Source organism: Enterovibrio sp. FF113, assembly GCF_041439165.1.
Taxonomy (GTDB): domain Bacteria; phylum Pseudomonadota; class Gammaproteobacteria; order Enterobacterales; family Vibrionaceae; genus Enterovibrio; species Enterovibrio norvegicus_A.
Genome location: NZ_JBGONO010000015.1, coordinates 102,366 through 123,947, shown reverse-complemented (window position 1 = coordinate 123,947; position 21,582 = coordinate 102,366). Strand labels below are relative to the sequence as shown.

The following is a 21,582-nucleotide window of genomic DNA, read 5'->3' as shown; positions in this document are numbered from 1 at the left end:
AGTGACGACAATACGTGTAGAAGATAAGCAATCCATTGCAATGCATCCAGATAGCAGTAATGCGCGGGATTTGGAGCCGTTGTGTCTCAATCAAATTTTCGCTGGTAACGCGGCAACATGCTTTCATTGCCTAACACACCACCTTGATGGATATACAGCAGCTGCTTATCCACATTTTTCGGATACCATTCCAGTAAACAACGCCACATTAAAGGGTCGTACAATAGATCAAACTCAATGTGGGTTTGCTCGAGCAAAGATTGCCATACTCGATAGTCCGCTTCGTACAGCTTGCCAAAATGATGTTTCTGGCTGCGCGATAATACCTTTGGATGGTTGGCTTCATTCAGATCATTAAATTGTGTCGTCAGGTAGTTTTTTCCGCCCACACATGGGCAGGTCAGCACTTCAATACCATGTTGACTAAGATGTTTATGAAGATACAGTGCCGTTGTGCCGGTGCCCGATGGCAAAGCAACAACGATGGGCTTGTCTTGATTAAATCGTGCCCATTCTAGAATCTCGTCAGCCAGTGTTTTAACGCCCGCTTCCGCAATCGGTGATCGCCCGCCTTCGGGTACCAACAAGTGGTGTTCATCCTGGCGATGTTTTTTGATGAACACTTCTGGATGTATGGGCTCTGCAGAAATGTCAGACATCGCAATCACCTTTGCCCCGAGATCGAGTGCACCACGATAGTTGCCGATTGGACGCGCTTTAAGCCAGCCTGGGATCCTGTCTACATAAAACTCCAACTGCCACCCTTTGATGGCCGCCAAAGCAGCTAAAGAAAGCAAAGAATTTGCCTGCGGTGAACCATAGCCAATCAAGTGCGTAATATTGGGATCGTCATGCTGCAAAAGCGACATCAGCTTTCGCGCTTTGTTGCCTGAAAATTGGCTGTGTAGTAAATCGTCACGCTTCAAGTAAAACGGGATCTCTTCAAACACATGCTGGGTAACGGGGCTATTGGCAAGTTTCATGGATAGTGACTGCAAGACTGGCGGTAAATAACAAGGTGCAGTATACCCGCTCTCTTACAGAGAAAGGAAAACCAAACACGATAGAATTCACCCTTTACTTGATCTCTAACAGAACAATAAGCAAACAAACTCGCTCTTTCTTCGCATTTTCTCCCTCAGCGACTCAATGGATTGATAACCATAGAAACATCAAGCTATCAAGCTCACGCCAAACACTTTCAATCCAGTACAAATTGCACATTGCCACCCAGTGAATGTGATACACAGGTTGAAATATATAAATGATACGTTATAACATAACAATATATTGAGCATAAAATGAACGTACAAAAATGGAAGCTTCAACATGACTCCACCATTCCGCTTACCTGTCACTGTTCTTTCAGGGTTTCTTGGCGCAGGAAAAACCACAGTACTCAGCCACATTCTTAACAATCGACAAGGGAGAAAAGTCGCAGTCATTGTGAATGACATGAGCGAAATCAATATCGATTCAGCCATTGTACAAAACGATGTCTCACTTAATCGAAGCGATGAAAAGTTAGTCGAAATGAGTAACGGCTGCATTTGTTGCACTTTACGAGAAGATCTTCTGTTGGAGGTCACTAAGCTTGCAGAGGAAGGTCGATTCGATTATTTGGTCATTGAATCCACAGGCATTTCCGAGCCCTTGCCTGTCGCCGAAACGTTTACTTTTTCAAATAACAACGGGGTTTCACTGTCAGATGTGGCGACACTAGACACGATGGTAACCGTCGTGGATGCGGTGAATTTTCTAAAAGATTATGACGAAGCGCTGTATCTGCAAGAAACGGGAGAGTCCCTAGGTGAAGATGACGAACGCAGCGTCGCCGAGTTACTGATTGACCAAGTGGAGTTTGCCGATGTCCTTTTAATAAGCAAAACAGACCTTGTCGAAACCTCAGAGATAGAAAGATTTATCGCTATTCTCAAAGCCCTCAATACACACGCTCGCATCATCCCTATCGCCAACGGAAATGTGGATATCAATGACGTGCTCAACACCGGTCTTTTTGATTTTGAACGTGCCCAGCAAGCACCGGGATGGCTAAAACAAATGCGAGGTGAACACAAACCTGAAACTGAAGAATACGGCATAGGCAGCTTTACCTATTCCGCCCGCCGTCCGTTTCACCCCAACAAGTTTTTTCAGTTCATTCACAACACCGAGCAATTTGGCAAACTCATTCGCTCCAAAGGGTACTTTTGGCTCGCGTCACGCCCTGAATATGCAGGTCAGTGGAGTCAAGCAGGAGGAATGGCTCGATATGGTTTTGCTGGCATGTTTTGGCATTCCATTCCCAAAGAACAATGGCCAACCAACGAAGAGCATCTCGCGGCAATTATGAAAGTGTGGACGAAGCCTTATGGCGACATGCGCCAAGAGCTCGTTTTCATTGGTCAAAATCTCGATCAAGCATCCATGATAAGTGCTCTGGATGAATGCCTATTATCAGAAGATGAATTGCTACTTGGCAATCGCTATTGGACCGCTTTGAGTGACCCTTTTCCGGCGTGGGAGCATAGTGAATGAGTAACATGGCAATCAACAATGAGCGTCAAACGGCAGAGGCGCAACAAAGACACATCCTCTCTCGATATTCTTTTGAAGGAAACACCGCCGACGTGTTAAGCGATATTTATCGTGAAGAGACAAACATGGCCATCTGGCAGCGCACGCTTTCAGATAAGTTAGCTGTCGCCGCAGAAGGCATTCTCAGCAGAAAACCTCATCTTAAAGCGTCATCAATCGTCTCGCCGGAGACGGCGGTTTCTACCGCCAATGAGATGATTGGTTTAGAGGGAAACGCCTCCCTTTTCAGCGAAGACATCGCTCAACTCGTCGACATGTTCTGTTGTCTGTTTGATCTCCGACGAGCAGGGTTAAGAATAACCGCACTCGATCGGGCTATGTGTCCTAGGTTTCACGTTGATCGTGTGCCCTGTCGATTGATCACTACCTATGTTGGTCACGCGACAGAGTGGATTCCTCACGAACTGGTCGATCGCGCCAAATTGGGTATTGGAAACCAAGGCCAATCCGATGATGCATCAGGTCTGTTGAAAAACAGCCATGCGATTCATCAACTAAAACGAGGTGATGTCGCGTTACTGAAAGGTGAACAATGGGAAGGAAACGAAGGCGCTGGCCTAGTGCATCGTTCACCAAGCATATCGATGACAGCGCGTCGATTGGTATTAACACTCGATTTTATTGATTAAATTAATCTGTCAAGACACAGAGAAAACAGCAGAGCCCTATGATTTATCGGGATCTTATCTATGACTTTGAAGCCATAACAGATATATTCCGGATAGAAACAGACGACGGATGATCTGCTCTAATCTTCGCCAGAACCACGCTGTACCGAGAGGAATAAGACAGCCTAAGCGATATAGATTCTAGAAAGCAAAATCGCTGGCGGTATCAACAAGACACATTAATTTAGGTAAAAATCATGAAGAGCGTAGCAGCAGTTATTCACCATGCTGAGGAGCATTGCAAAGCGAACGGATCACGCTTAACAGAAAAGCGAAAGCACGTACTCACGGGCTTGATTAAGTCCGATAAAGCGCTCTCTGCTTATGAGCTGATTGATTTTTGCAAGAATGAATTTGGAGAGACGATACCCGCGATGTCGGTATATCGAATTTTAGTATTCCTTCAGGATGAAAAGCTCGTCCACAAGTTGAACCTTGCCAACAAATTTGTCGCCTGTGCCCACATCACTTGCGATCACGCACATGGTGTTCCTCAGTTTCTGATCTGTAATCAGTGTCATAAAGTCAGTGAAATCAATATCGAGAAGTCCACGATTGAAACGCTGAAGAACAGTGTCCAAGCCGCGGGGTTTCACTTGGTCACCCCACAAATAGAACTCAATTGCGTGTGTGAAACGTGCTTGTCCGCAGCGGCATAAATAAAATTGATCGCTGTGCTTAGACCTGAACGATGAATGCATTGGGTTGGTGATAGGCAAAGTGTTAACAACGTAAATCGCCCTCTCCTTTTTCCTCACCTCGCCATTTCTCTGTTGAATCAAAAGCTAGCCAATTTGAATACTCAAAACACGCTAGGCTATGGGAATAGGCGACAGAAAAATGCGATGAAGGGATTTTGCACATGAACACGCTAAGAAAACAAAGCATCCATGACTTATTAAAAGGGATCGAAACGGGAGATCCAGAATCAGTCAGGGTCGTCGACCAAGAACAATACATACAACATAATCCGCTGACCAAAGAAGGCGACGTTGGGCTAGCGGAATTGTTCGCCCGATTAGCCAAAACCAACCCACGCGTCGAAATCATTCGAATTTTCTCAGATGGCGATTTTGTCTTCGCACATACCGAATATGACTTCAGCAGTGAAAAAATTTGTTTTGAAGTGTTCCGGTTTGAAGGTGAACGCACCGTCGAGCATTGGGATAATCTTCAACTAAAGCAAGCGCTCAATGCGTCAGGTCATTCGATGATTGATGGCGAAACGCAGGTGAAAGATCAAGATCAAACCGAGAGTAACCGCCAGTGCATCAATGCCTTTGTGAAAGAGGTGTTGATAGAACGAAACACCAACGCCCTACCCGACTATGTTGCTGCTGCGGGCTACGTCGAACACAACCCAGCGCTGACGGATGATATCAAGGCGCTAAATACTGCACTGCTGGACACAGAGGCCGATGGCTCTCCTCGCATTCATTATCAACAGCATCATCGCACATTGGCAGATGGCAACTTTGTGTTGAGCGTTTGTGAGGGTTACCGGGAAGGCATTCACAGTGCATTTTATGATTTATATCGGCTCGACAACGGCCTAATTGTCGAGCATTGGGATACCGTCGAAACCGTTCCACCGCGTGCTGACTGGAACAACCTCAACGGCAAGTTCTGATTGTTATTGCCTGACAGCTACAGACGCGGCTTATCTGTCACCTGCATATCTCTTTTCCATTCATCTAGCGGAGCCACCGCGCGATCGCCTCTTGCCCTGCTACAACACCGATGTCATAGCCTTTTTCCAGTGAGGCTGTGTCACGGCTCAGGCGTTTTAATCTAAACGATTCAGGTGGGCAGATTTCGATGATTTCGACGCCCTTAGGCGGGGTATTGATCAGTTCCAGCGCCTCGTTATAACGAACATGACGCGTTAGCATTGGCGTGATCAACGCTGGGTGATCTTTGAGGAGTCGTTTTGTGAGGGCTGTAAATGTAGGCGCCGTTTTTCGATAACGAGTGGGGCGACTTCGTAGCACCATGATTTTAGTAGCGCCGCGGCGAATGGCTTCGGCAACAGGAATCGCATCCGCTACACCACCATCCACGTAATGCACACCGTCGAGCTCAACACCTTGGCGATACATCACCGGCAAGGCGCTGCTGGCCTTCATGGTTTCCGCCAACACATCAACATGTGGGGTTAAGTATTCTGCTTCGCCCGTGTCTTGTCGTGTCACGCCGAGGAAGAAAGGTCGCGGATCGGCTTGTAGAACACGTTTATCAATCCCTAACTCTTCGAGGGTAATTTTCCACATCCAATCAAGATCCATTAAATCACCACCTAGGGCGAATTTTGCGGGTCTGATGAACTCTTTGCGAAGGCTGTAGTCGAGGTAAATTTTGCGGTTGCGACCGGGCATGTTTGCCAGATAGGCAGCGAGATTGCTAGCCCCCGCTGACACTCCCCAGAAACTATCAAACGGCGAAAAACCTTGCGCCATAAAATGATCGAGTACGCCGCAAGAGAAGATCCCTCGCATTGCACCGCCTTCAACGACCAGCGCATTTGCTCCGACAGTTTTCATGGCTTACTCCCCCGTTATTGCGCGACTAAGCGTTTACGCGACCACATATTGCGCGACGGAGCAACGCTCAACGACGGCAGGTTCTAACTCGACAATTTGGCGTTCGCTGTCTTTGTGATTAATGCGCTGTATAAGCGCATCGACCGCCGCTTTGCCTAAACGATATTTGGGCTGATGAACGGTAGAAAGCGACGGCGACATATATTTCGCAATGTGGATGTCATCGTATCCCATGATTGAAAGGTCTTGAGGAATGGCAATACCTTGTGCATGCGCGGCATTCATTAGCCCCATCGCCATCATGTCGTTACCGGCAAAAATGGCGCTCGGCATCGTGCCGTTTGTCTGAAATTGCTCAAGCGCTTGATAACCGCCTTCACACTCGAAATCCCCTTCGACAATCCATTGTGATTTGATCGGCAATTGCGCTTCTTTCATCGCGCGCTTAAATCCCTCGTAACGCATTTTTGCTTGGTGTTTGATCAACGGCCCTGTGATACAGCCAATCTCGCGATGCCCTTTTTCAATCAGGTGTTTGGTGGCAAGATAACCGCCTCGCAAGGAGTTATCTTGAATTTTGTCGCAAGGCAGCGAAATCGGCCCCCAATCCATCACCACCACAGGCACACTACTCAAGCGTTCAAGCACCTCAGTGTATTCTCCTTCTAGGGTTGAACACATCAAGATAAAACCGTCGACACGCTTTTGCATCAAGGTTTCAATGGAGGCTTTCATGCGCTTAGCATCGCCTTCGGTGTTACACAAAATCAGGTTGTAGCCTGCCAGATAACAACTGCGTTCAACCCCTTTGACCACTTCGCCGAAAAAGGGGTTGGTCGAGGTGGTCACGATCATGCCAAACGTGTTGGTTCGACTGATTTTCAGGCTTCTTGCCAATGCTGACGGTGCGTAATATTTGAGTTCTTTCGCGGCTGTATTCACACGCTCTGCAATTTCATCACTGACAAAGCGTGTTTTGTTGATCACATGGCTCACGGTAGAGGTGGAAACACCGGCTAATTTCGCGATGTCTTTCATTGTTGCCATGCGATCTCCCTGTACATGCGAGTGGCCTATCGCTGTGAGCTATCCATCACATTCAATTCATCGTGAACGGTTTATGGCGAATAGCGAGTGACGGATGGCAGTTACGCTTGGTTTGCCAGAAACGCGTCAACGTCTTCACGAGTCGGTATGGAGGTTTGTGCGCCAAAGCGCGTGACAGAAATGGCTGCCGCTGCGTGCGCAAACTTAATCGCCGATTCTAAAGGCATAGACTCCATTAGACCAGTCACGAATGCGCCATTAAAGGTATCACCTGCCGCAGTAGTATCTGTCGCTTCTACGCGAAACCCTGGAATAATTTTGCCCCTGTTTTGCTGGTTGGCGGTTTGATGACTGACATAAACGCCCTTCGCACCCAAAGTGATCATGACGATTTCAATCCCTTTGTCATGCAACTTATCAGCAGCATTTTTGGCGCTAGTTTCATTGTCTACTTTGATGCCAGTCAGCACTTCGGCTTCTGTTTCATTGGGCGTAATAATATCCACGCACGCCAGCAAACTTTCAGGTAATTCACGCGCAGGGGCTGGGTTCAAAATCACCTTGGTGTGATGCTCTTTGGCCACCAGCGCCGCACGCTCAATACCATCGAGGGGCGTTTCTAACTGCATTAACAAGTAATCCGCCTGACGAATACGCGCCAAATCCGGTTCAATGGCGTCGGCGGTGAGTTTGGCGTTGGCTTCTGCAGAGATACAAATGCTGTTTTCACCGCTGTCAGACACTTGAATCATCGCAATGCCCGTTGGGCAATCCGCCTGCATTTTCACGCCCGCGATGTTGATACCATCACATTTAAAGCTCTCACGAATATTCACCCCAAACGGGTCGTCGCCCACGCACGCAATAAAACCAATGTCAGCCTTCAAGCGCGCAGCGGCCACAGCTTGATTCGCGCCTTTACCACCAGGAATCACTTGATAACCACGGCCGTGAAGCGTTTCGCCAGGGCGCGGAAAAGAAGGGACTTGAAGCACATGATCGGCATTAACACTACCCAAAACCACTAACTTGTTCATTGCACTATCCTCGGCTTATCTAAAAGCCTTATTGTTGTATTTAGCAGGAAAACGGAAGGATTTAATGTTTGTATTCCCAAACCCCAAATCGTTCGGCTTTCTCATTCTTTGCCTGTGTAACGTCGCAGCTTGATGCTCTGTTCTGCATGAAATAGGAATCTTCTCTTCTCAATTGGCGGTAAGCCAAGGGTTTTAAATTGAAAAGAGAAGACCCGCTAGTGATTAGTTCAATAATTACTGAGTAATGACTTTCAAAGGCACAGGAATTGATTTCTCAACCGCTTCACCTTTCAGCATTTTGTCTGCCATTTCGACGCCAATAGCACCAATGAGGTCAGGCTGTTGAGCCACGGTAGCACCTAGCTTGCCACGTTTCACGGCCGCGATACCATCATCTGTGCCATCAAATCCGATGATCAGAATGTCTTTGCCTGATGCCTGAACAGCGCGTAACGCACCCAACGCCATTTCATCGTTCTGCGCAAACACGGCTTGCACATCAGGATTGGCAGCCAACATGTTTTCCATCACGTTCAAGCCCTTAGTGCGGTCGAAATCCGCAGGTTGGCTTGCTAACAATTCCATTTGGCTGGCTTTAACCGCATTGGCAAAACCTTCGCCACGCTCGCGCGCCGCGGATGTGCCCGCAATGCCTTCTAGCTGAATCACTTTGGCTTTCTCGCCGACTTTTTCGACGATATAGCGCCCCGCCATTTCGCCGCCCAGAACGTTGTCAGACGCAATGTGGCTGACCACTTCTCCGCGGGCTGCGCCGCGATCCAAGGTAAACACAGGAATGCCACTGCGATTCGCAATACGAATTGCGTTTGACACCGCCGTCGAATCTGTTGGGTTAATCAAAATAGCTTTCACACCGCGCACAGTGAGATCTTCCACATTGGAAAGCTCTTTACTTGGATCGTTCTGCGAGTCCAACACAATCAGGTCGTAACCTAACTCTTGTGCTTTGGCTTCAGCACCGTCTTTCATTGTCACGAAAAAAGGGTTGTTCAACGTGGATAATACAATTGCCATGGTGTCTTGCGCGTGTGCAGTGATAGAAGCGGTTGAAGACAGCAAAGCCGCGGAGATAAGTAGCGATAATTTTTTCATTTTACGTTCCTTTTTAGTTTCTTTTCTCGTTTTAATTAGCGCCTGAGAGGTAGGGTTCAGGCGCTTGTTCTACACGTTCGTTTAATTGAAAAATTGAGGTGTTACTTATTTTTGTTATCAACCATGACCGCCGCCAATATCACCACAGCTTTGGCAATCATTTGGAAGTAGGAAGAAACGTCTAACAGGTTCAGGGCGTTATTGAGAAAACCGATGATTAGCGCGCCAATCAAGGTCCCCATGATGCGGCCTTTACCGCCCATTAAACTGGTGCCACCAAGAACAACCGCAGCAATGGCATCTAGCTCATAGCCCATACCCGCAGTCGGTTGCGCAGAAGACAGACGCGAGGTGACGATAATGCCCGCTAGCGCTGCCAGAAAACCACAAATCGCATAGGCACCAATTTTGACTTTATCGACATCAATACCTGATAGGCGTGTGGCGGATTCATTGCCGCCCAACGCATAGATATAGCGGCCGAAGCGAGTATGGTTAAGCAAATACCAAACCGCGGCAAACACCACGACCATGATCCAAACAGGGACAGGAATCCCCAAGGCGTAGCCCGTACCAAACCATGCAAATGCATCGGCAGTGTCGGTAAAGCCCGTTGAGATTGGACGACCTTCGGTGTACACCATGGTCACCCCGCGCAACAGCGTCATGGTGACCAATGTCGCGATGAAGGCTTGCACCTTGCCTTTGGCAATGATGATGCCACTGATGGCACCTAACACGGCGCCAGCAAACAACGCCGTTGGCACCGCCACCAGCACAGGCACTTCCATGGCTATCAAACTGGCGGCAAACGCGCCACAAAGCGCGAGCACTGAGCCAACACTCAAATCAATCCCAGCCGTAAGGATCACTAGCGTCATCCCCACCGCAATAATGGCGTTAATCGAGGTCTGGCGCAGAATGTTGAGCACATTATCGACAGTAAAGAAATTGGGGTTTAAAAACGACACCACGGTAATCAGGAGCAGCAGCGCAATCAGGGATTTTTGTTCAATCAACCACGCTTTGCTAAACAGTTTTTTGTTATCAGAATCGGATTGGGTTACGGCGTTGCTACTCATGCTGCATCCTTCTTAACGTGTTTACCTACCGCGCAAGCGAGTAGTGTTTCTTGGTCCGCCTGTTTGGCGTCAAATTCACCGGTAATACGGCCTTCATGCATCACCATGATGCGGTCGCTCATGCCGAGTACTTCTGGCATGTCTGACGACACCAAAATGATGCTGGTGCCTTCGCTTTTGAACCGATTAATCAGTTGATAGATTTCTTTCTTGGCGCCCACATCCACGCCCCGTGTTGGCTCGTCGAGAATAAGCACGCGAGGTTTGGTCATCAAACCTTTGGCTATCGCCACTTTCTGCTGATTGCCGCCGGATAGATTGCCAATGAGTTGGTCTCGGCTTGGGGTTTTTATATTGAAAAGTTGAATAAAATCATCCACCGCAATCACTTCGTCGCTGTGATTGATTTGCATGCCTTTACTTAACTGGTCTAGCGAGCAAATCGACATATTTTCTTTCACGGAGAGGCCGAGAACAAGCCCATCGCCTTTACGGTCTTCTGAGATATACGCAATGCCGTTGACGAGTCCGTCACGCGGGCTGATCGGGTTGACCAACTTGCCATTTAGCTTGATGTCACCACTGTGCAAAGGTAACGCACCGTAAATCACTTTCATTAGTTCAGTACGACCCGCCCCCATCAAGCCCGACACGCCCAAAATTTCGCCGCGTTTAAGGGTAAAACTCACCTCTTTCACACCTGGACCAGATACGCCCATCACCTCTAGGCAAGTATCACCATGGGTGACAGCGATGCGTGGGTATTGCTCTTCCAGCTTGCGCCCCACCATCATTTCGATCAGGCCGTCTTCGTCGGTGTCAGCCACTTTGCATTCGCCGATGAATTTTCCGTCGCGCAGCACCGTTATGTCATCACAAATGGTGAAGATTTCTTTGAGACGGTGTGAGATATAAACGATGCCGCAGCCTTGATCGCGAAGCTCGTTAATCACGGTAAACAGGGATTCAGTTTCCGTATCAGTCAGTGCATCGGTTGGTTCATCCATGATGATGACTTTGGATTGGAACGACAGCGCTTTGGCGATTTCAACCATTTGCTGTTCGCCCAGGCTTAACGCGCCGAGCAAGGTTTTCGAGCTATGTTTCACGTTCAAACGCGCGAGCAATTTATCCGCTTCTGCGAACATTTCATTCCACAGAACGCGACCCAGTGAGCTTGTGAATTCACGACCAAGAAAAATGTTTTCCGCGATGGTCAGTTCAGGAATCAAGTTCAGTTCTTGGTGAATAATGCTGATACCGGCTTGCTGCGAATCACGAGGGCCTTTGAACGCAGCAGGTTTGCCTTCGTAATGAATGGTGCCACCATCGAGGGCATAAATACCCGTCAGCACCTTCATCAGCGTCGATTTTCCTGCGCCATTTTCGCCCATCAGCGCCATGACACGTCCGGGGTACACATTCAGGCTCGCCTTATCCAGCGCTTTCACGCCGGGAAAGGCTTTTTCAATTTCGTTGAGCTGCAATATTGCTTGAGTCATGGTTTATCCTCATTTCGCTCGGATCAGAACACAACGCCAGCTTGGAAAATGACGTTGGCATATGGCGTACATTCACCGGTGCGAATCACCGCATGGCTGCTGTGGGTGCGCTGTTTAAATGCCTCATGTGAAAGGTATTGAATCGCAATGCTTTTGCCGCAACGCCCTTCTTCTTGTTTGATCTCGGCGAGCAGCGCGACGTGGCATTCAGGGCTTACTGAGGCAAACTCTTCCGCAATGATCACGCCTTCAATTTGGGATTCAGTCAGCACCACGCGCACCGTTTCCAGAAAACCGGGAACGCCATGGGTCAACGCCAAATCGATACGAGGCACATGCTGGGGAATGGGCAAACCCGCATCACAAATGGTGTATTCGTCGGTATGCCCCAAGGTGGAGACTAAATGCGCAATGTCTGAATTAAGCAGGGTACTTTTTTTCATTCTTTTACCTTGTCATCGCGATGATTCGCGCAGAGTGAGGGTTTTCTACCTGTCGATGGAGGCGTATTCACATCACCATCGAAACGTTTCGATGACAGTAATCGAAACGTTTCGATGGGTCTTTATCCGAAATGAAGAGCTGTGATTTTGATCGTCATACATGTCGATCATTGGCAGGAAAATTTGAGCTATTTCACTTTAAGGGGTTATATCTAAGCCACCGAAAGAGACTTGTTCAACGAGAATGGGTTTGGGTATACATGAAAACAAGACCAAACCCATGTTGTGGCACAAATACACTGTATTAAGAGGCGGCAGAGCGTCTTCAATGATAGGCTTCTATACCCAAGCAACCTCTTTTATCATATAGCCGCAGGCGTTTTTACTTACATGCACGATCATAATGAATACCCTACTATCTCAGGCATTTATCCTCTCACCAACGAATGGACCATCACACTACCGTCCACTTTTCAGAGCAAAATTGAAGATGAAGACTTGGTGATCTGGAAATCAGGGCTAACTATTTGGTGTTCTGTTTGGGACATTGACCCTGTAGAAACTCAACAAGATGCAATAACTTGGGTGGTCGAGGAACAAGCCGAAAAGGCGTTCGACGTGCATCAAACGGAGAAAGACGGTCTGATTTTTTATCGTTATCGTTTGTTTGAAGAAACCAACGACTATAGCGTGGCCTCTGTGTATTGCTTTGTGTTTTCGCACTCAAGCTACATACAACTTGGTATCTATGTCGACGATGAAGCCGACTACGCACAGGCCATCGAGATCTGCGAGAGCATGACGTTTATCAATATGGCGGTTCTCCACTAAACACCAAGATCTTCGTCAATGTCACGTCTTCTGTGACAGCCCAATTTGGTTTGCTTACATCGGTTTTGATCGCACGCTTGGCGACGGTTTGAAAGACAGCGATGCCTTCTCTTCCACCCATCTTGGGCATATTTGCAAGCCAACTAAGCACTCTGAATCATAACGCTATCTCTCGCTTTCAACAGAAATGCACACCTGTCATTTCCCCAATGTAAAAAAACCTCTGCACGTCTCGCTTCTACAACACCCCCTTTGTGCCACATGAGACATAGTGTGAAGTGACTTAGTCAAAAAGCACTGAGGGTTTTCCCTCTAACAATAATAAGCATGTGTTGTTTTCTTTGGAGCATTCAAATTTGCTGCCAAAGAGGGTTTCCAATGACGGATACGATCTCCCGCCAAAAACGAGAAAAGTGGTGCCCGACTGAATTAAGTCCAAGGTACGGCTCGTCTACACCCGTGCATCATCTAAGAAACCGCTTTCTCTCTGCGTGGATCTTCTTTTGCTTAGAATCCATTTTTCACGCGACGAGTTCTCGGTTCTTTCAGATCAAAAAAACAAAATAACTGGAGGTAACATGAAGACGGATATTCCTGAAGGCGCGAGAGCGCCGCACTTATGGGAAGCCATTATCTCGCTAATGTCACTCGTTCTCGGTATTAGTGTGTCGATTGTCATGTACGGGCTTGACCCACAAATCCCAATGTTATTGGGCGTGATAGTGGCCTGTGTCATCGCGCTGCGTTGCGGATTCACGTGGAAAGACATTCAAGCAGGCATGGTAAACGGGATTTATAATGCCCTACCCGCGATGATTATTTTGATGATCGTCGGCTCGCTCATTGGTGTTTGGATACTCGCGGGCGTCGTCCCAACGCTGATTTACTACGGCCTGAAAATCCTTGCCCCTGAAGTTTTCCTCCCTGCGTGCGTCCTCATCTGTGCCGTGACTTCTTTGGCGACAGGGACAAGCTGGGGCACAACAGGGACAATCGGTGTGGCACTGATGGGCGTTGGCGGCGGGCTAGATTTCCCTCTGCCTATTGTTGCAGGTGCGGTGCTGTCTGGTGCTTACTTCGGTGACAAAATGTCACCATTGTCTGATACCACTAACCTTGCGCCCGCCATGGCGGGGACTGACTTGTTTACCCACATCAAGCACATGTCCTACACCACTGGGATGACGATAACGATAACCTTGATTATTGAAACGGTGCTCGGCCTGCAATACAGCGCCAGTGGCGGTAATATTGAGCGCATCAACACCATTTTGACGACCTTAGACAATTCTTTCTTTATCAACCCTGTGTTATTCCTTCCTCTTCTGATTGTCCTTGTCGTCTCATATAAAAAAATGCCCGCCATTCCCGGTATTGCACTTGGTGTGATCGCAGGTGCCATTTGTGCGGCAAGTTTACAAGGTGCGGATTACAACGCGATCGCCAGTGTCGCCTTTGGTGGCTATAGCGCTGAAACTGGCGTATCTGATGTGGATTCTCTGCTCTCTCGCGGTGGTATGGATTCAATGATGTACACCATTAGCCTGATCATCGTCGCCATGATGTTTGGTGGTGTGATGGAGCGAACCAACCAGCTTCGCGTTATCGCTGACAAAATTCTTGCCGCCGCTAAGTCCACAGGTTCACTGATTGTGTCGACGGTACTGACGGCAATCGGCGCAAACCTTATTCTTTGTGACCAATACATGGCGATTGTCATGACAGCACGTAGTTATGCAGAGGCATATCGAGAACGTGGTCTGGCACCAGAAAACCTTTCACGCGCCGTGGAAGATTCAGCAACCGTGACGGCCAACCTTGTACCGTGGAACTCAGGTGGTGCTTATCAGGCTGCGACGTTGGGCGTTGCAACACTGGCTTACTTGCCGTTTAATTTCTTTTGTGTCCTCTCGCCATTTGTCACCATACTGTTTGGTGTAATGGGCTGGACTATCTGGAAAACAGATGACAATGAACCACGTGAATCGAGTGTTGAACGTGATTTGTAGTTCGAATAAGCGCTTGGTTTTGAGCTTGATTTAGACACACAAATATGGCGCTCCTTGAGCGCCATTTATATTGCATCTAATGAGAACAACACATTAATTCGGCAAGAAGACCTTCGACCATCCATCACTGACGATGCCATCATCAACAAGCTTTTGAATCGCCCCAGCATCTAGTTCTAACGCTTCAAGCACCTTGCGGCTTGATGCGCCAAATCGTTCTGTCTGCTTTAACGCAATAATTTCTGCCTCGTTCGGGCGTATTGAATAATGGTCAACAATCGTGGTTTCTAGCCCGCTTGGGTGCTGGTCATAAATCGAGAATGCATAACTGCCCAAGTGGCTCCCCACTCGATCATCATTTTTCCTGCTGTATTGCTCACGTAGCCATTCGATACTTTTGATTTCTGCCGCGGCAATATCAAGTTCACAAAAGGTATTGATCCAATAGTCACTCGATTGCTTAGCTAACGCATCGGTAAAGTAGGCTTTTCGTTGCGCGTCATCGAGCGACGATACCCCTTGAAAATGCTTGAGAAGCTCAAAGGTTGGCAGGTCGTTTTCACTCGCATCAAGGTACAGCCAACCATCACTGGTTTGGTAGATGTGTGACAAACTGCCGTAACCCAGCGCTTCTCGACCTGATGGTTCATTGAATGGCGGCCGACCAGCATAGTCATAGCAGTATTTAATCTGAGCGAGATTGGTGGTGGAAGACAATGACGTTCTTGCACGCAAAGCCTGCCCCGTTCTCTCACGATGATACAGCGCAACGGCGATACTCAACCCGCCCGCAAAACCACAGTTCACATCCAGCGTCCCAAGATGCGCATGTTCTTCTGGCGTTTGTGCACCGCCAAAACGACTCATGATGCCACTGTTTGCCTGAATGATATCGTCATAGCCGATGTAATCGGTTTTCTCACCGCGTTGAGGGCCGCCCAAACAATCTAAGCGACAAAAAATAACATCGGGGTTAATCGCCTTAAGTCGATCGTCACTCAAGCCCAAAGCTTCCACTTGTCGTGATGGGGCATTGATCACCACCACGTCGCTATTTTTGACCAATTTTTCAAAAACCTCTTTGCCTTGGTCAGTCAACATATCCATCAGCAGGCTGTCTTTTCCTATGTTGGACAATACGCTGAAAAGCACACCAATCAAGGGGTCATAAAGCGGTGTTGTTGGGTCAAGCTTGGTAACTTTCGCGCCGAAGCGCCCTAGAAATGCCGTGGAGTGGGGCCCTGCGATCACGTTCGTGAGATCTAGAATACGCACCCCGTTGAGCCATTGTTTCTCTCCGCCATCCAGATCAAGAGGTGAGATATGTGAAGGTGTGGCACAAGAAAATGTTGAGCGTTGAGAGAACAAGTCCACTGCCTCGGAGAAATCGCCCTTACGACTCGGGGACACGTCGCACATTTGATCAGCCATTTCCTCAAACCAAACCAAAGGCCCTGGCTGCTTCATTTGGCCATAGGTTTCGTCTTCAACCGTCACGATTAAACCGGCTTCATTACAATGCTGACTGTTTACCCACTCTTGTGTGGTGCGATGCGGAGCACCAGGAATGCCATTTTCGCCAAAGAGCTTCCCCCACTCTTCTGAGGTTTTGCTGATAAACACCCGCTTCATTTTTTCAGAGATTTTCGCCGCCCAATTAGCCGGCAAAGGATAAACACCGATGGATGTTTCTCCCTCCCATTCCGCCATTGGCTGATACAAATCAGTCACATCAGGCAGCCCTTCTTCAACCAGTTCATCGTAAAGTCCCACAAGTTGTAAGCAACGCTTGGCATGGTTACGGTGTGATGGGCAGACGACATAAAAAAAGCGGCCATCTTTGCATTCATAGGTGCGATAGAAAGGGTCGAGGAATTCTTGCAGATCCTCATAGGTGACATCCATTTCCAGCCCGTGCTCACGACGATACGCTATTTCACGCTCACGCATAGTGAGGTATCGATCTGGTAGGCTGTCAATCACAATGGAGTTATAGGATAGGCCCTCCATCAACGCTGCAGCAATTGGCACTTCAACGTGATCACCTCGCCCATGTTTCTCGCGAGCATACAGGGCTAATGACACGCCACTTACCGCGAGTGTGGTGGCGTAAGCGGAGCCAAGTGCCAACGGTGAAAAGCTGGGGTTGCAGCCCATCAGTACGCGATTGAAACCCATGTCCGTGAATACGCCGGATGTTGCTGAAATAACCGCTTCGGTCGCTTTCCACTCTCTTCTCAACGTATCGTTAGAAGCGAAGCCAGGGACAGACAAAGTAATGAGCCTTGGGTCAGCCACACGAAGTGTGTCCAAATCTATACCCAACTGGGACAGTTTTCCCGGCCTAAAGTTTTCAATAATGACATCAGCAGAAGCGCAAAGAGACAGTGCTTGCTCCCTTCCTTCTCTTGTCTTTAAATCCAACGTAATACACAGTTTATTTCTATTTAAAACCGCATTTGCAGGATCATTCCACAGGGGCCCACCCGGTGGATCAATGTGAACAACGTTTGCACCCAAATCGGCAAGAATCATTGCAACTGCTGGCCCAGCAATATACTGCCCAAAGTCGATAACGTTAATTCCGGCAAGCGGCAGTGTATTCCTCATTTATTTTCGCTCCTACCATAGGCATATTTATCTGAAATGAGAAACCCTCCTTTTCAAAGGGAGGAGCTTTCATTACTTCCGATGATAGTTTGCGATTTAATTGAAGACTATTAATAAAAATTAGGTCTTAGTATATAAAAAATTAATGACCTTAGTTTATTGACTATATAATTCTCGATATGAATTATTCGACACGTCACGTCCAACTTCGTTTAGGATCCAATCGATAAATAACTGCGCATGTGAATGCAAAATCGTTGAATTAGAATTCACTAAATAGAACGCCTCTCGCGTTGCAACCTCTGTCTCAAATAAGCGAACAAGTTTACCTTCATTGATATAGCGCTTAACTAGACTACTTCGACCAAGGGCGATGCCTCCATGATTGACTGAAACCTCCAGCGCATTGACCAGTGTATCGAATTGGCTACCATGCTCAAACTCTGCATAAGGCAATCCCATACTGGTGAACCAATGCCCCCAGCCATCTTCATAGCCAATAACATGTAGCAGTTTTTCGTTTAGTAGTGCTGTCGGCGCGAAACCAGAAGGCAGCGTTTCTGCGTATTGCTTGCTACACACGGGGTACAACGTATCCCATGTTAATCGTCGTGCATTGAGGTGTGGCCAACGCCCGTTGCCATGCGTGATCTCCAAGTCACAATCGCTCGAACCGGTACGATTGTTCACCCATATATTACTGGTAATCTTAAGATTTACTTCAGGGTGACTATCCGTGAACCCCTGTAGCCTTGGCGCCAGCCAATGAATGAAGAACACCATATTGACACGTATATTAAGCAGTTTGGTTCGCCCTTGACCAAAGAGTTCTTCGGTCACTTCGGACAGTTTCTCAATCGACTCATGAACCACAGGCATATAAGCAGAGCCCGCATCCGTCAGCTCTAGCCCTCGGGGTAGACGCACAAAAAGCGCGGTGCCCAATTGGCTTTCTAATCCTTTGATATGTTGGCTCATGGCAGCCTGCGTAATATGAAGCTCTTGTGATGCATGGGTAAAGCTTAAGTGTCTTGCTGCCGCTTCAAAGGAACGAAGCCAATTCAATGGTGGAAGTCTCTTTTTCATATTTACGTCCTTGCTTATATATTCTCAATGTAACCCATCAAAACAGAATGTGACGTAATAAATTCGAAACACGAAAACCACGTATAAATTTTCTTATGCCATAGGCTTCGTTTTTTTTGATTGCTCAAAAATCGATAAACATGGAGTTTAATGAGATAGGAAAATTAATACTTACAGCACTAAACATTTTTCAAGTTCCAGCGAAAAAAAGCCATAAAGACAGAATGTGATGACCATCACTAAAAACCATAATAAAAGATATTGGAAAGGAGTATCGCAATGCAACAAGAAATAAACCCAGATAAACGCACAGGCATTTTTGCTGGCGTTAATCCTGTCATGGCAATTGGTTCATCCCTACTTATTATATTGTTTGTTCTTTACACCATATTAGCACCAGAGCATGCCAGTGGCGTTTATTCGGCTTCGAAAAGTTACATTGCAACAAATTTAGCGTGGTACTACATCGGCTTGATGAGCACATTTTTATTTATCTCTATTTATCTTGTATTTAGCCGATACGGAAACATTCGGTTAGGAAAAGATGACGAGAAACCTGAATTTGGTTTCTTTTCCTGGTTTTCAATGCTGTTTGGCGCAGGTATCGGCATCGGTATTCTTTTTTGGAGTATCGCTGAACCTATGTACCATCTCCAAAGTAACCCATTTATCTCTCCTGAAAATGCCATGTCGATTGAGGCTGCGCAGGTAGCGATGCGTATTAGCATCTTCCATTGGGGTCTTCATGGTTGGGGTTTATTCGCACTTTGTGGTCTGTCCCTCGCATACTTTTCTTATCGTAAAGGTCTCCCACTTTCTATCCGCTCCGGCTTGTACCCTTTGCTCGGTGATCGCATTTATGGCCCGATCGGCCACGCCGCTGACCTCCTTGCCGTATTCGGTACTGTATTTGGCATTGCGACTTCGTTAGGTCTCGGCGCTCAGCAAATGAACGCTGGCTTGAACTACCTATTCGGTATTGAAATTAATACCGTCACACAAGTTGTCATTATTATTGTCATTTCCATGGTCGCGACGTTTTCGGTGATCACGGGTGTTAACAAAGGCATCAGGATCCTCAGTGAGCTCAACATGCAGTTGACTGTCGTCATGCTCGCTTTTTTCATTATTCTGGGCCCGACGGCTTACGTGATTGGTTCATTTTTCACCAACTTGGGTGACTACTTACTGAACTTCACTTCGCTCGGATTGTGGGTTGATCCTGACCCAACGCACACTTGGCAGGGTTCTTGGACCATCTTCTACTGGGGATGGTGGATTGCATGGGCACCGTTTTGCGGCGTTTTCATTGCTCGCATCTCACGTGGCCGTACCATCCGTGAATTTGTGCTTGGCGTGCTGATTGCGCCGACGCTACTTGCCACATTTTGGATCACCATTTTTGGCAATACCGCCATGTACATCGAGCTATTTGGCGGCGGAGGTGTAGTAGAAGCGGTCAACGACGACCTCACACTTGCCTTGTTTACAACCATAGAACTGATGGACGTAGGCCCCATTCTCACCACCCTTGGTGCCACCATTTGTACCATTATGCTCGTGACCTACTTCGTCACCTCTGCTGATTCCGCAACACTTGTCATCTGCACCCTTATTTCAATGGGTAGCGAACATCCACCTACTCGATACCGTATTTTTTGGGGTATGTCGATTGGCTTTGTGGCCGCCGTTCTCTTGCTCGCAGGTGGATTGGGTGCGCTGCAAACGGCCTCTATTGTCGCCGCCTTACCCTTTTCGTTCGTGATCATTGCAACGGCTATTGGCCTTTATCGAGCACTACGTAGAGAACCTCTTCCCGGAAAACCTGACGCATTAGGAGCAGCAGAATGAGTGTATCAGTCACCTTACCCAGAATGATGGAAATTGGGGGCGGCGCTATCGCTCGCGTTCCCGACATGGTTAGAAACTTGAATGCCAGCCGTGTGCTGTTGATTACCGATAAAACCATGGTTCAGTTTGGCTATGCCGACAAAGTTCAAGCACTGCTGACTCAAGCAGATATTGAATCGCGTGTTTATGCCGACACCATCCCCGAGCCAACCGCAAGTTCAGTGAATGAAGCGGTACAAATAGCCAAAGATGGCGGCTTTGATTGCCTTGTTGCACTGGGTGGCGGAAGTGCCATTGACAGCGCAAAAGCCATCAGCATTCTTGCACGATTTGGCGGAGTGATGCGTGACTACAAAGTGCCTCGCATCGTGAATGAAGAAGGGTTGCCCATCATTGCCATCCCCACCACGGCGGGCACTGGGTCAGAGGTCACCAAGTTTACGGTGATCACGGATGACGCTACCGATGAAAAAATGCTGTGCGTGGGTTTAGGGTTCTCCCCTACTGCTGCCATTGTGGATTATGAACTCACCATGACCTTGCCTGCGCGAATTACTGCAGACACAGGGATTGATGCGCTCACTCACGCCATCGAAGCTTATGTTAGCCGCAAAGCGAGCCCGTTTAGTGACTTTAATGCACTCGAAGCAATGCGTTTGATCGCGCCAAATCTGCGCAAGGTTTATCACACCGGCAGTGATACAAACGCCCGTGAATCCATGATGCGTGGTGCAACGTTGGCAGGCATTGCGTTTTCCAACGCCTCTGTCGCTTTGGTACACGGAATGAGCCGCCCTATCGGCGCTTTCTTCCATGTGCCCCATGGCCTTTCTAACGCCATGCTCTTACCCAGCATCACGGCGTTTTCTATCGAAGAAGCCCCTGAGCGCTATGCAAAATGTGCAATGGCGATGGGTCTTGCCACCGAAAGCGACCCTATCGACGTTGCCAACACTCGACTTGTTGAAGAGTTGGACGCAATCAATCAAGAACTCAATGTACCGACATTGGCGGAGTTTGGCGTATCGCAAGACGAGTTTGAATCTGTGTTGGAGACCATGATTGAACAGGCGCTCGCGTCTGGTTCGCCATCAAACAACCCTAGAATACCCACCCCTGATGAAATGAAATCGTTATATCGACATCTTTGGTCTTAAGAGAAAGG

At 47.9% G+C, this 21,582-nt stretch carries 19 protein-coding genes; 9 read left to right on the top strand and 10 right to left on the bottom strand.

The window, feature by feature from the left end; translation table 11 throughout:
• Positions 1 to 86: 86 nt before the first annotated feature.
• Entirely contained in the window at positions 87 to 983 is an 897-nt protein-coding gene (locus ACED36_RS13690; RefSeq protein ID WP_371733430.1) for a pyridoxal-phosphate dependent enzyme, read from the bottom strand.
• A 346-nt stretch (positions 984 to 1,329) separates the two neighbouring features.
• Here ACED36_RS13690 and zigA point away from each other — a divergent pair, with 346 nt between their 5' ends.
• From zigA to ACED36_RS13670, 4 genes are all read left to right on the top strand, one after another.
• A complete protein-coding gene (zigA, locus tag ACED36_RS13685) occupies positions 1,330 to 2,538 on the top strand; it encodes a zinc metallochaperone GTPase ZigA (protein ID WP_371733429.1) in 1,209 nt (402 codons plus the stop codon).
• Positions 2,535 to 3,227, top strand: coding sequence for a DUF1826 domain-containing protein (locus tag ACED36_RS13680; protein ID WP_371733428.1), 693 nt, complete (start codon positions 2,535 to 2,537; stop codon positions 3,225 to 3,227). Before zigA ends, ACED36_RS13680 begins: the two co-directional genes overlap by 4 nt.
• Before the next feature lie 236 nt (positions 3,228 to 3,463).
• On the top strand, positions 3,464 to 3,925 hold the full coding sequence (locus ACED36_RS13675) for a Fur family transcriptional regulator (RefSeq protein ID WP_016960462.1): 462 nt from the start codon (positions 3,464 to 3,466) through the stop codon (positions 3,923 to 3,925).
• A 203-nt stretch (positions 3,926 to 4,128) separates the two neighbouring features.
• The gene (locus ACED36_RS13670; protein ID WP_017003328.1) at positions 4,129 to 4,896 is read left to right on the top strand and encodes a hypothetical protein; all 768 of its coding nucleotides are present in this window, start codon (positions 4,129 to 4,131) and stop codon (positions 4,894 to 4,896) included.
• A gap of 64 nt (positions 4,897 to 4,960) precedes the next feature.
• On the opposite strand, the gene ACED36_RS13665 is transcribed toward ACED36_RS13670, so the two are convergent.
• The 7 genes from ACED36_RS13665 to rbsD all read right to left on the bottom strand — a co-directional run bounded on the left by ACED36_RS13665 (position 4,961) and on the right by rbsD (position 12,030).
• A complete protein-coding gene (locus ACED36_RS13665; protein WP_017003327.1) occupies positions 4,961 to 5,806 on the bottom strand; it encodes a patatin family protein in 846 nt (281 codons plus the stop codon).
• 33 nt (positions 5,807 to 5,839) lie between these two features.
• Positions 5,840 to 6,853, bottom strand: coding sequence for a substrate-binding domain-containing protein (locus ACED36_RS13660; protein ID WP_017003326.1), 1,014 nt, complete (start codon positions 6,851 to 6,853; stop codon positions 5,840 to 5,842).
• A gap of 101 nt (positions 6,854 to 6,954) precedes the next feature.
• On the bottom strand, positions 6,955 to 7,890 hold the full coding sequence (gene rbsK / locus ACED36_RS13655) for a ribokinase (protein WP_016960458.1): 936 nt from the start codon (positions 7,888 to 7,890) through the stop codon (positions 6,955 to 6,957).
• A gap of 234 nt (positions 7,891 to 8,124) precedes the next feature.
• Positions 8,125 to 9,003 carry a ribose ABC transporter substrate-binding protein RbsB gene (gene rbsB, locus ACED36_RS13650; RefSeq protein ID WP_016960457.1) on the bottom strand — a complete coding sequence of 293 codons (879 nt, stop codon included), beginning with the start codon at positions 9,001 to 9,003 and terminating at the stop codon, positions 8,125 to 8,127.
• 101 nt (positions 9,004 to 9,104) lie between these two features.
• Positions 9,105 to 10,085 (bottom strand): ribose ABC transporter permease, encoded by a 981-nt coding sequence (gene rbsC, locus ACED36_RS13645; protein ID WP_016960456.1) that lies wholly within the window; start codon positions 10,083 to 10,085, stop codon positions 9,105 to 9,107.
• The gene (gene rbsA / locus ACED36_RS13640) at positions 10,082 to 11,587 is read right to left on the bottom strand and encodes a ribose ABC transporter ATP-binding protein RbsA (protein WP_016960455.1); all 1,506 of its coding nucleotides are present in this window, start codon (positions 11,585 to 11,587) and stop codon (positions 10,082 to 10,084) included. The genes rbsC and rbsA overlap by 4 nt, the downstream gene beginning before the upstream one ends.
• A 23-nt stretch (positions 11,588 to 11,610) precedes the next feature.
• Positions 11,611 to 12,030, bottom strand: a complete 420-nt coding sequence (gene rbsD / locus ACED36_RS13635) for a D-ribose pyranase (protein ID WP_016960454.1) — start codon at positions 12,028 to 12,030, stop codon at positions 11,611 to 11,613.
• Between the two features lie 390 nt (positions 12,031 to 12,420).
• Between rbsD and ACED36_RS13630 the strand changes: the two genes are divergently transcribed.
• The 3 genes from ACED36_RS13630 to nhaC all read left to right on the top strand — a co-directional run bounded on the left by ACED36_RS13630 (position 12,421) and on the right by nhaC (position 14,870).
• Positions 12,421 to 12,861 (top strand): hypothetical protein, encoded by a 441-nt coding sequence (locus tag ACED36_RS13630; RefSeq protein ID WP_016960453.1) that lies wholly within the window; start codon positions 12,421 to 12,423, stop codon positions 12,859 to 12,861.
• Positions 12,842 to 13,024 (top strand): DUF4260 family protein, encoded by a 183-nt coding sequence (locus tag ACED36_RS13625; RefSeq protein ID WP_083248059.1) that lies wholly within the window; start codon positions 12,842 to 12,844, stop codon positions 13,022 to 13,024. Before ACED36_RS13630 ends, ACED36_RS13625 begins: the two co-directional genes overlap by 20 nt.
• Positions 13,025 to 13,439: 415 nt before the next feature.
• Positions 13,440 to 14,870 (top strand): Na+/H+ antiporter NhaC, encoded by a 1,431-nt coding sequence (nhaC, locus tag ACED36_RS13620; protein WP_016960451.1) that lies wholly within the window; start codon positions 13,440 to 13,442, stop codon positions 14,868 to 14,870.
• Positions 14,871 to 14,963: 93 nt separating this feature from the next.
• On the opposite strand, the gene ACED36_RS13615 is transcribed toward nhaC, so the two are convergent.
• Positions 14,964 to 17,480 (bottom strand): CoA transferase, encoded by a 2,517-nt coding sequence (locus ACED36_RS13615; RefSeq protein ID WP_016960450.1) that lies wholly within the window; start codon positions 17,478 to 17,480, stop codon positions 14,964 to 14,966.
• Positions 17,481 to 17,636: 156 nt separating this feature from the next.
• Positions 17,637 to 18,566, bottom strand: a complete 930-nt coding sequence (locus tag ACED36_RS13610; protein ID WP_016960449.1) for a LysR family transcriptional regulator — start codon at positions 18,564 to 18,566, stop codon at positions 17,637 to 17,639.
• Positions 18,567 to 18,845: 279 nt separating this feature from the next.
• Here ACED36_RS13610 and ACED36_RS13605 point away from each other — a divergent pair, with 279 nt between their 5' ends.
• Complete coding sequence (locus tag ACED36_RS13605; RefSeq protein WP_016960448.1) at positions 18,846 to 20,417, top strand: BCCT family transporter; 1,572 nt, start codon at positions 18,846 to 18,848, stop codon at positions 20,415 to 20,417.
• A complete protein-coding gene (locus tag ACED36_RS13600) occupies positions 20,414 to 21,574 on the top strand; it encodes an iron-containing alcohol dehydrogenase (protein ID WP_017003324.1) in 1,161 nt (386 codons plus the stop codon). The genes ACED36_RS13605 and ACED36_RS13600 overlap by 4 nt, the downstream gene beginning before the upstream one ends.
• Positions 21,575 to 21,582 lie beyond the last annotated feature (8 nt).

Coding starts and splice junctions, on each gene's coding strand:
- ACED36_RS13665 (WP_017003327.1), bottom strand. CDS start 5,806: ATGAAAACTGTCGGAGCAAATGCGCTGGTCGTTGAAGGCGGTGCAATG.
- rbsC (WP_016960456.1), bottom strand. CDS start 10,085: ATGAGTAGCAACGCCGTAACCCAATCCGATTCTGATAACAAAAAACTG.
- ACED36_RS13615 (WP_016960450.1), bottom strand. CDS start 17,480: ATGAGGAATACACTGCCGCTTGCCGGAATTAACGTTATCGACTTTGGG.
- nhaC (WP_016960451.1), top strand. CDS start 13,440: ATGAAGACGGATATTCCTGAAGGCGCGAGAGCGCCGCACTTATGGGAA.
- ACED36_RS13670 (WP_017003328.1), top strand. CDS start 4,129: ATGAACACGCTAAGAAAACAAAGCATCCATGACTTATTAAAAGGGATC.
- rbsD (WP_016960454.1), bottom strand. CDS start 12,030: ATGAAAAAAAGTACCCTGCTTAATTCAGACATTGCGCATTTAGTCTCC.
- ACED36_RS13690 (WP_371733430.1), bottom strand. CDS start 983: ATGAAACTTGCCAATAGCCCCGTTACCCAGCATGTGTTTGAAGAGATC.
- ACED36_RS13680 (WP_371733428.1), top strand. CDS start 2,535: ATGAGTAACATGGCAATCAACAATGAGCGTCAAACGGCAGAGGCGCAA.
- rbsB (WP_016960457.1), bottom strand. CDS start 9,003: ATGAAAAAATTATCGCTACTTATCTCCGCGGCTTTGCTGTCTTCAACC.
- rbsA (WP_016960455.1), bottom strand. CDS start 11,587: ATGACTCAAGCAATATTGCAGCTCAACGAAATTGAAAAAGCCTTTCCC.
- ACED36_RS13630 (WP_016960453.1), top strand. CDS start 12,421: ATGCACGATCATAATGAATACCCTACTATCTCAGGCATTTATCCTCTC.
- ACED36_RS13605 (WP_016960448.1), top strand. CDS start 18,846: ATGCAACAAGAAATAAACCCAGATAAACGCACAGGCATTTTTGCTGGC.
- ACED36_RS13610 (WP_016960449.1), bottom strand. CDS start 18,566: ATGAAAAAGAGACTTCCACCATTGAATTGGCTTCGTTCCTTTGAAGCG.
- ACED36_RS13600 (WP_017003324.1), top strand. CDS start 20,414: ATGAGTGTATCAGTCACCTTACCCAGAATGATGGAAATTGGGGGCGGC.
- ACED36_RS13675 (WP_016960462.1), top strand. CDS start 3,464: ATGAAGAGCGTAGCAGCAGTTATTCACCATGCTGAGGAGCATTGCAAA.
- ACED36_RS13660 (WP_017003326.1), bottom strand. CDS start 6,853: ATGGCAACAATGAAAGACATCGCGAAATTAGCCGGTGTTTCCACCTCT.
- rbsK (WP_016960458.1), bottom strand. CDS start 7,890: ATGAACAAGTTAGTGGTTTTGGGTAGTGTTAATGCCGATCATGTGCTT.
- zigA (WP_371733429.1), top strand. CDS start 1,330: ATGACTCCACCATTCCGCTTACCTGTCACTGTTCTTTCAGGGTTTCTT.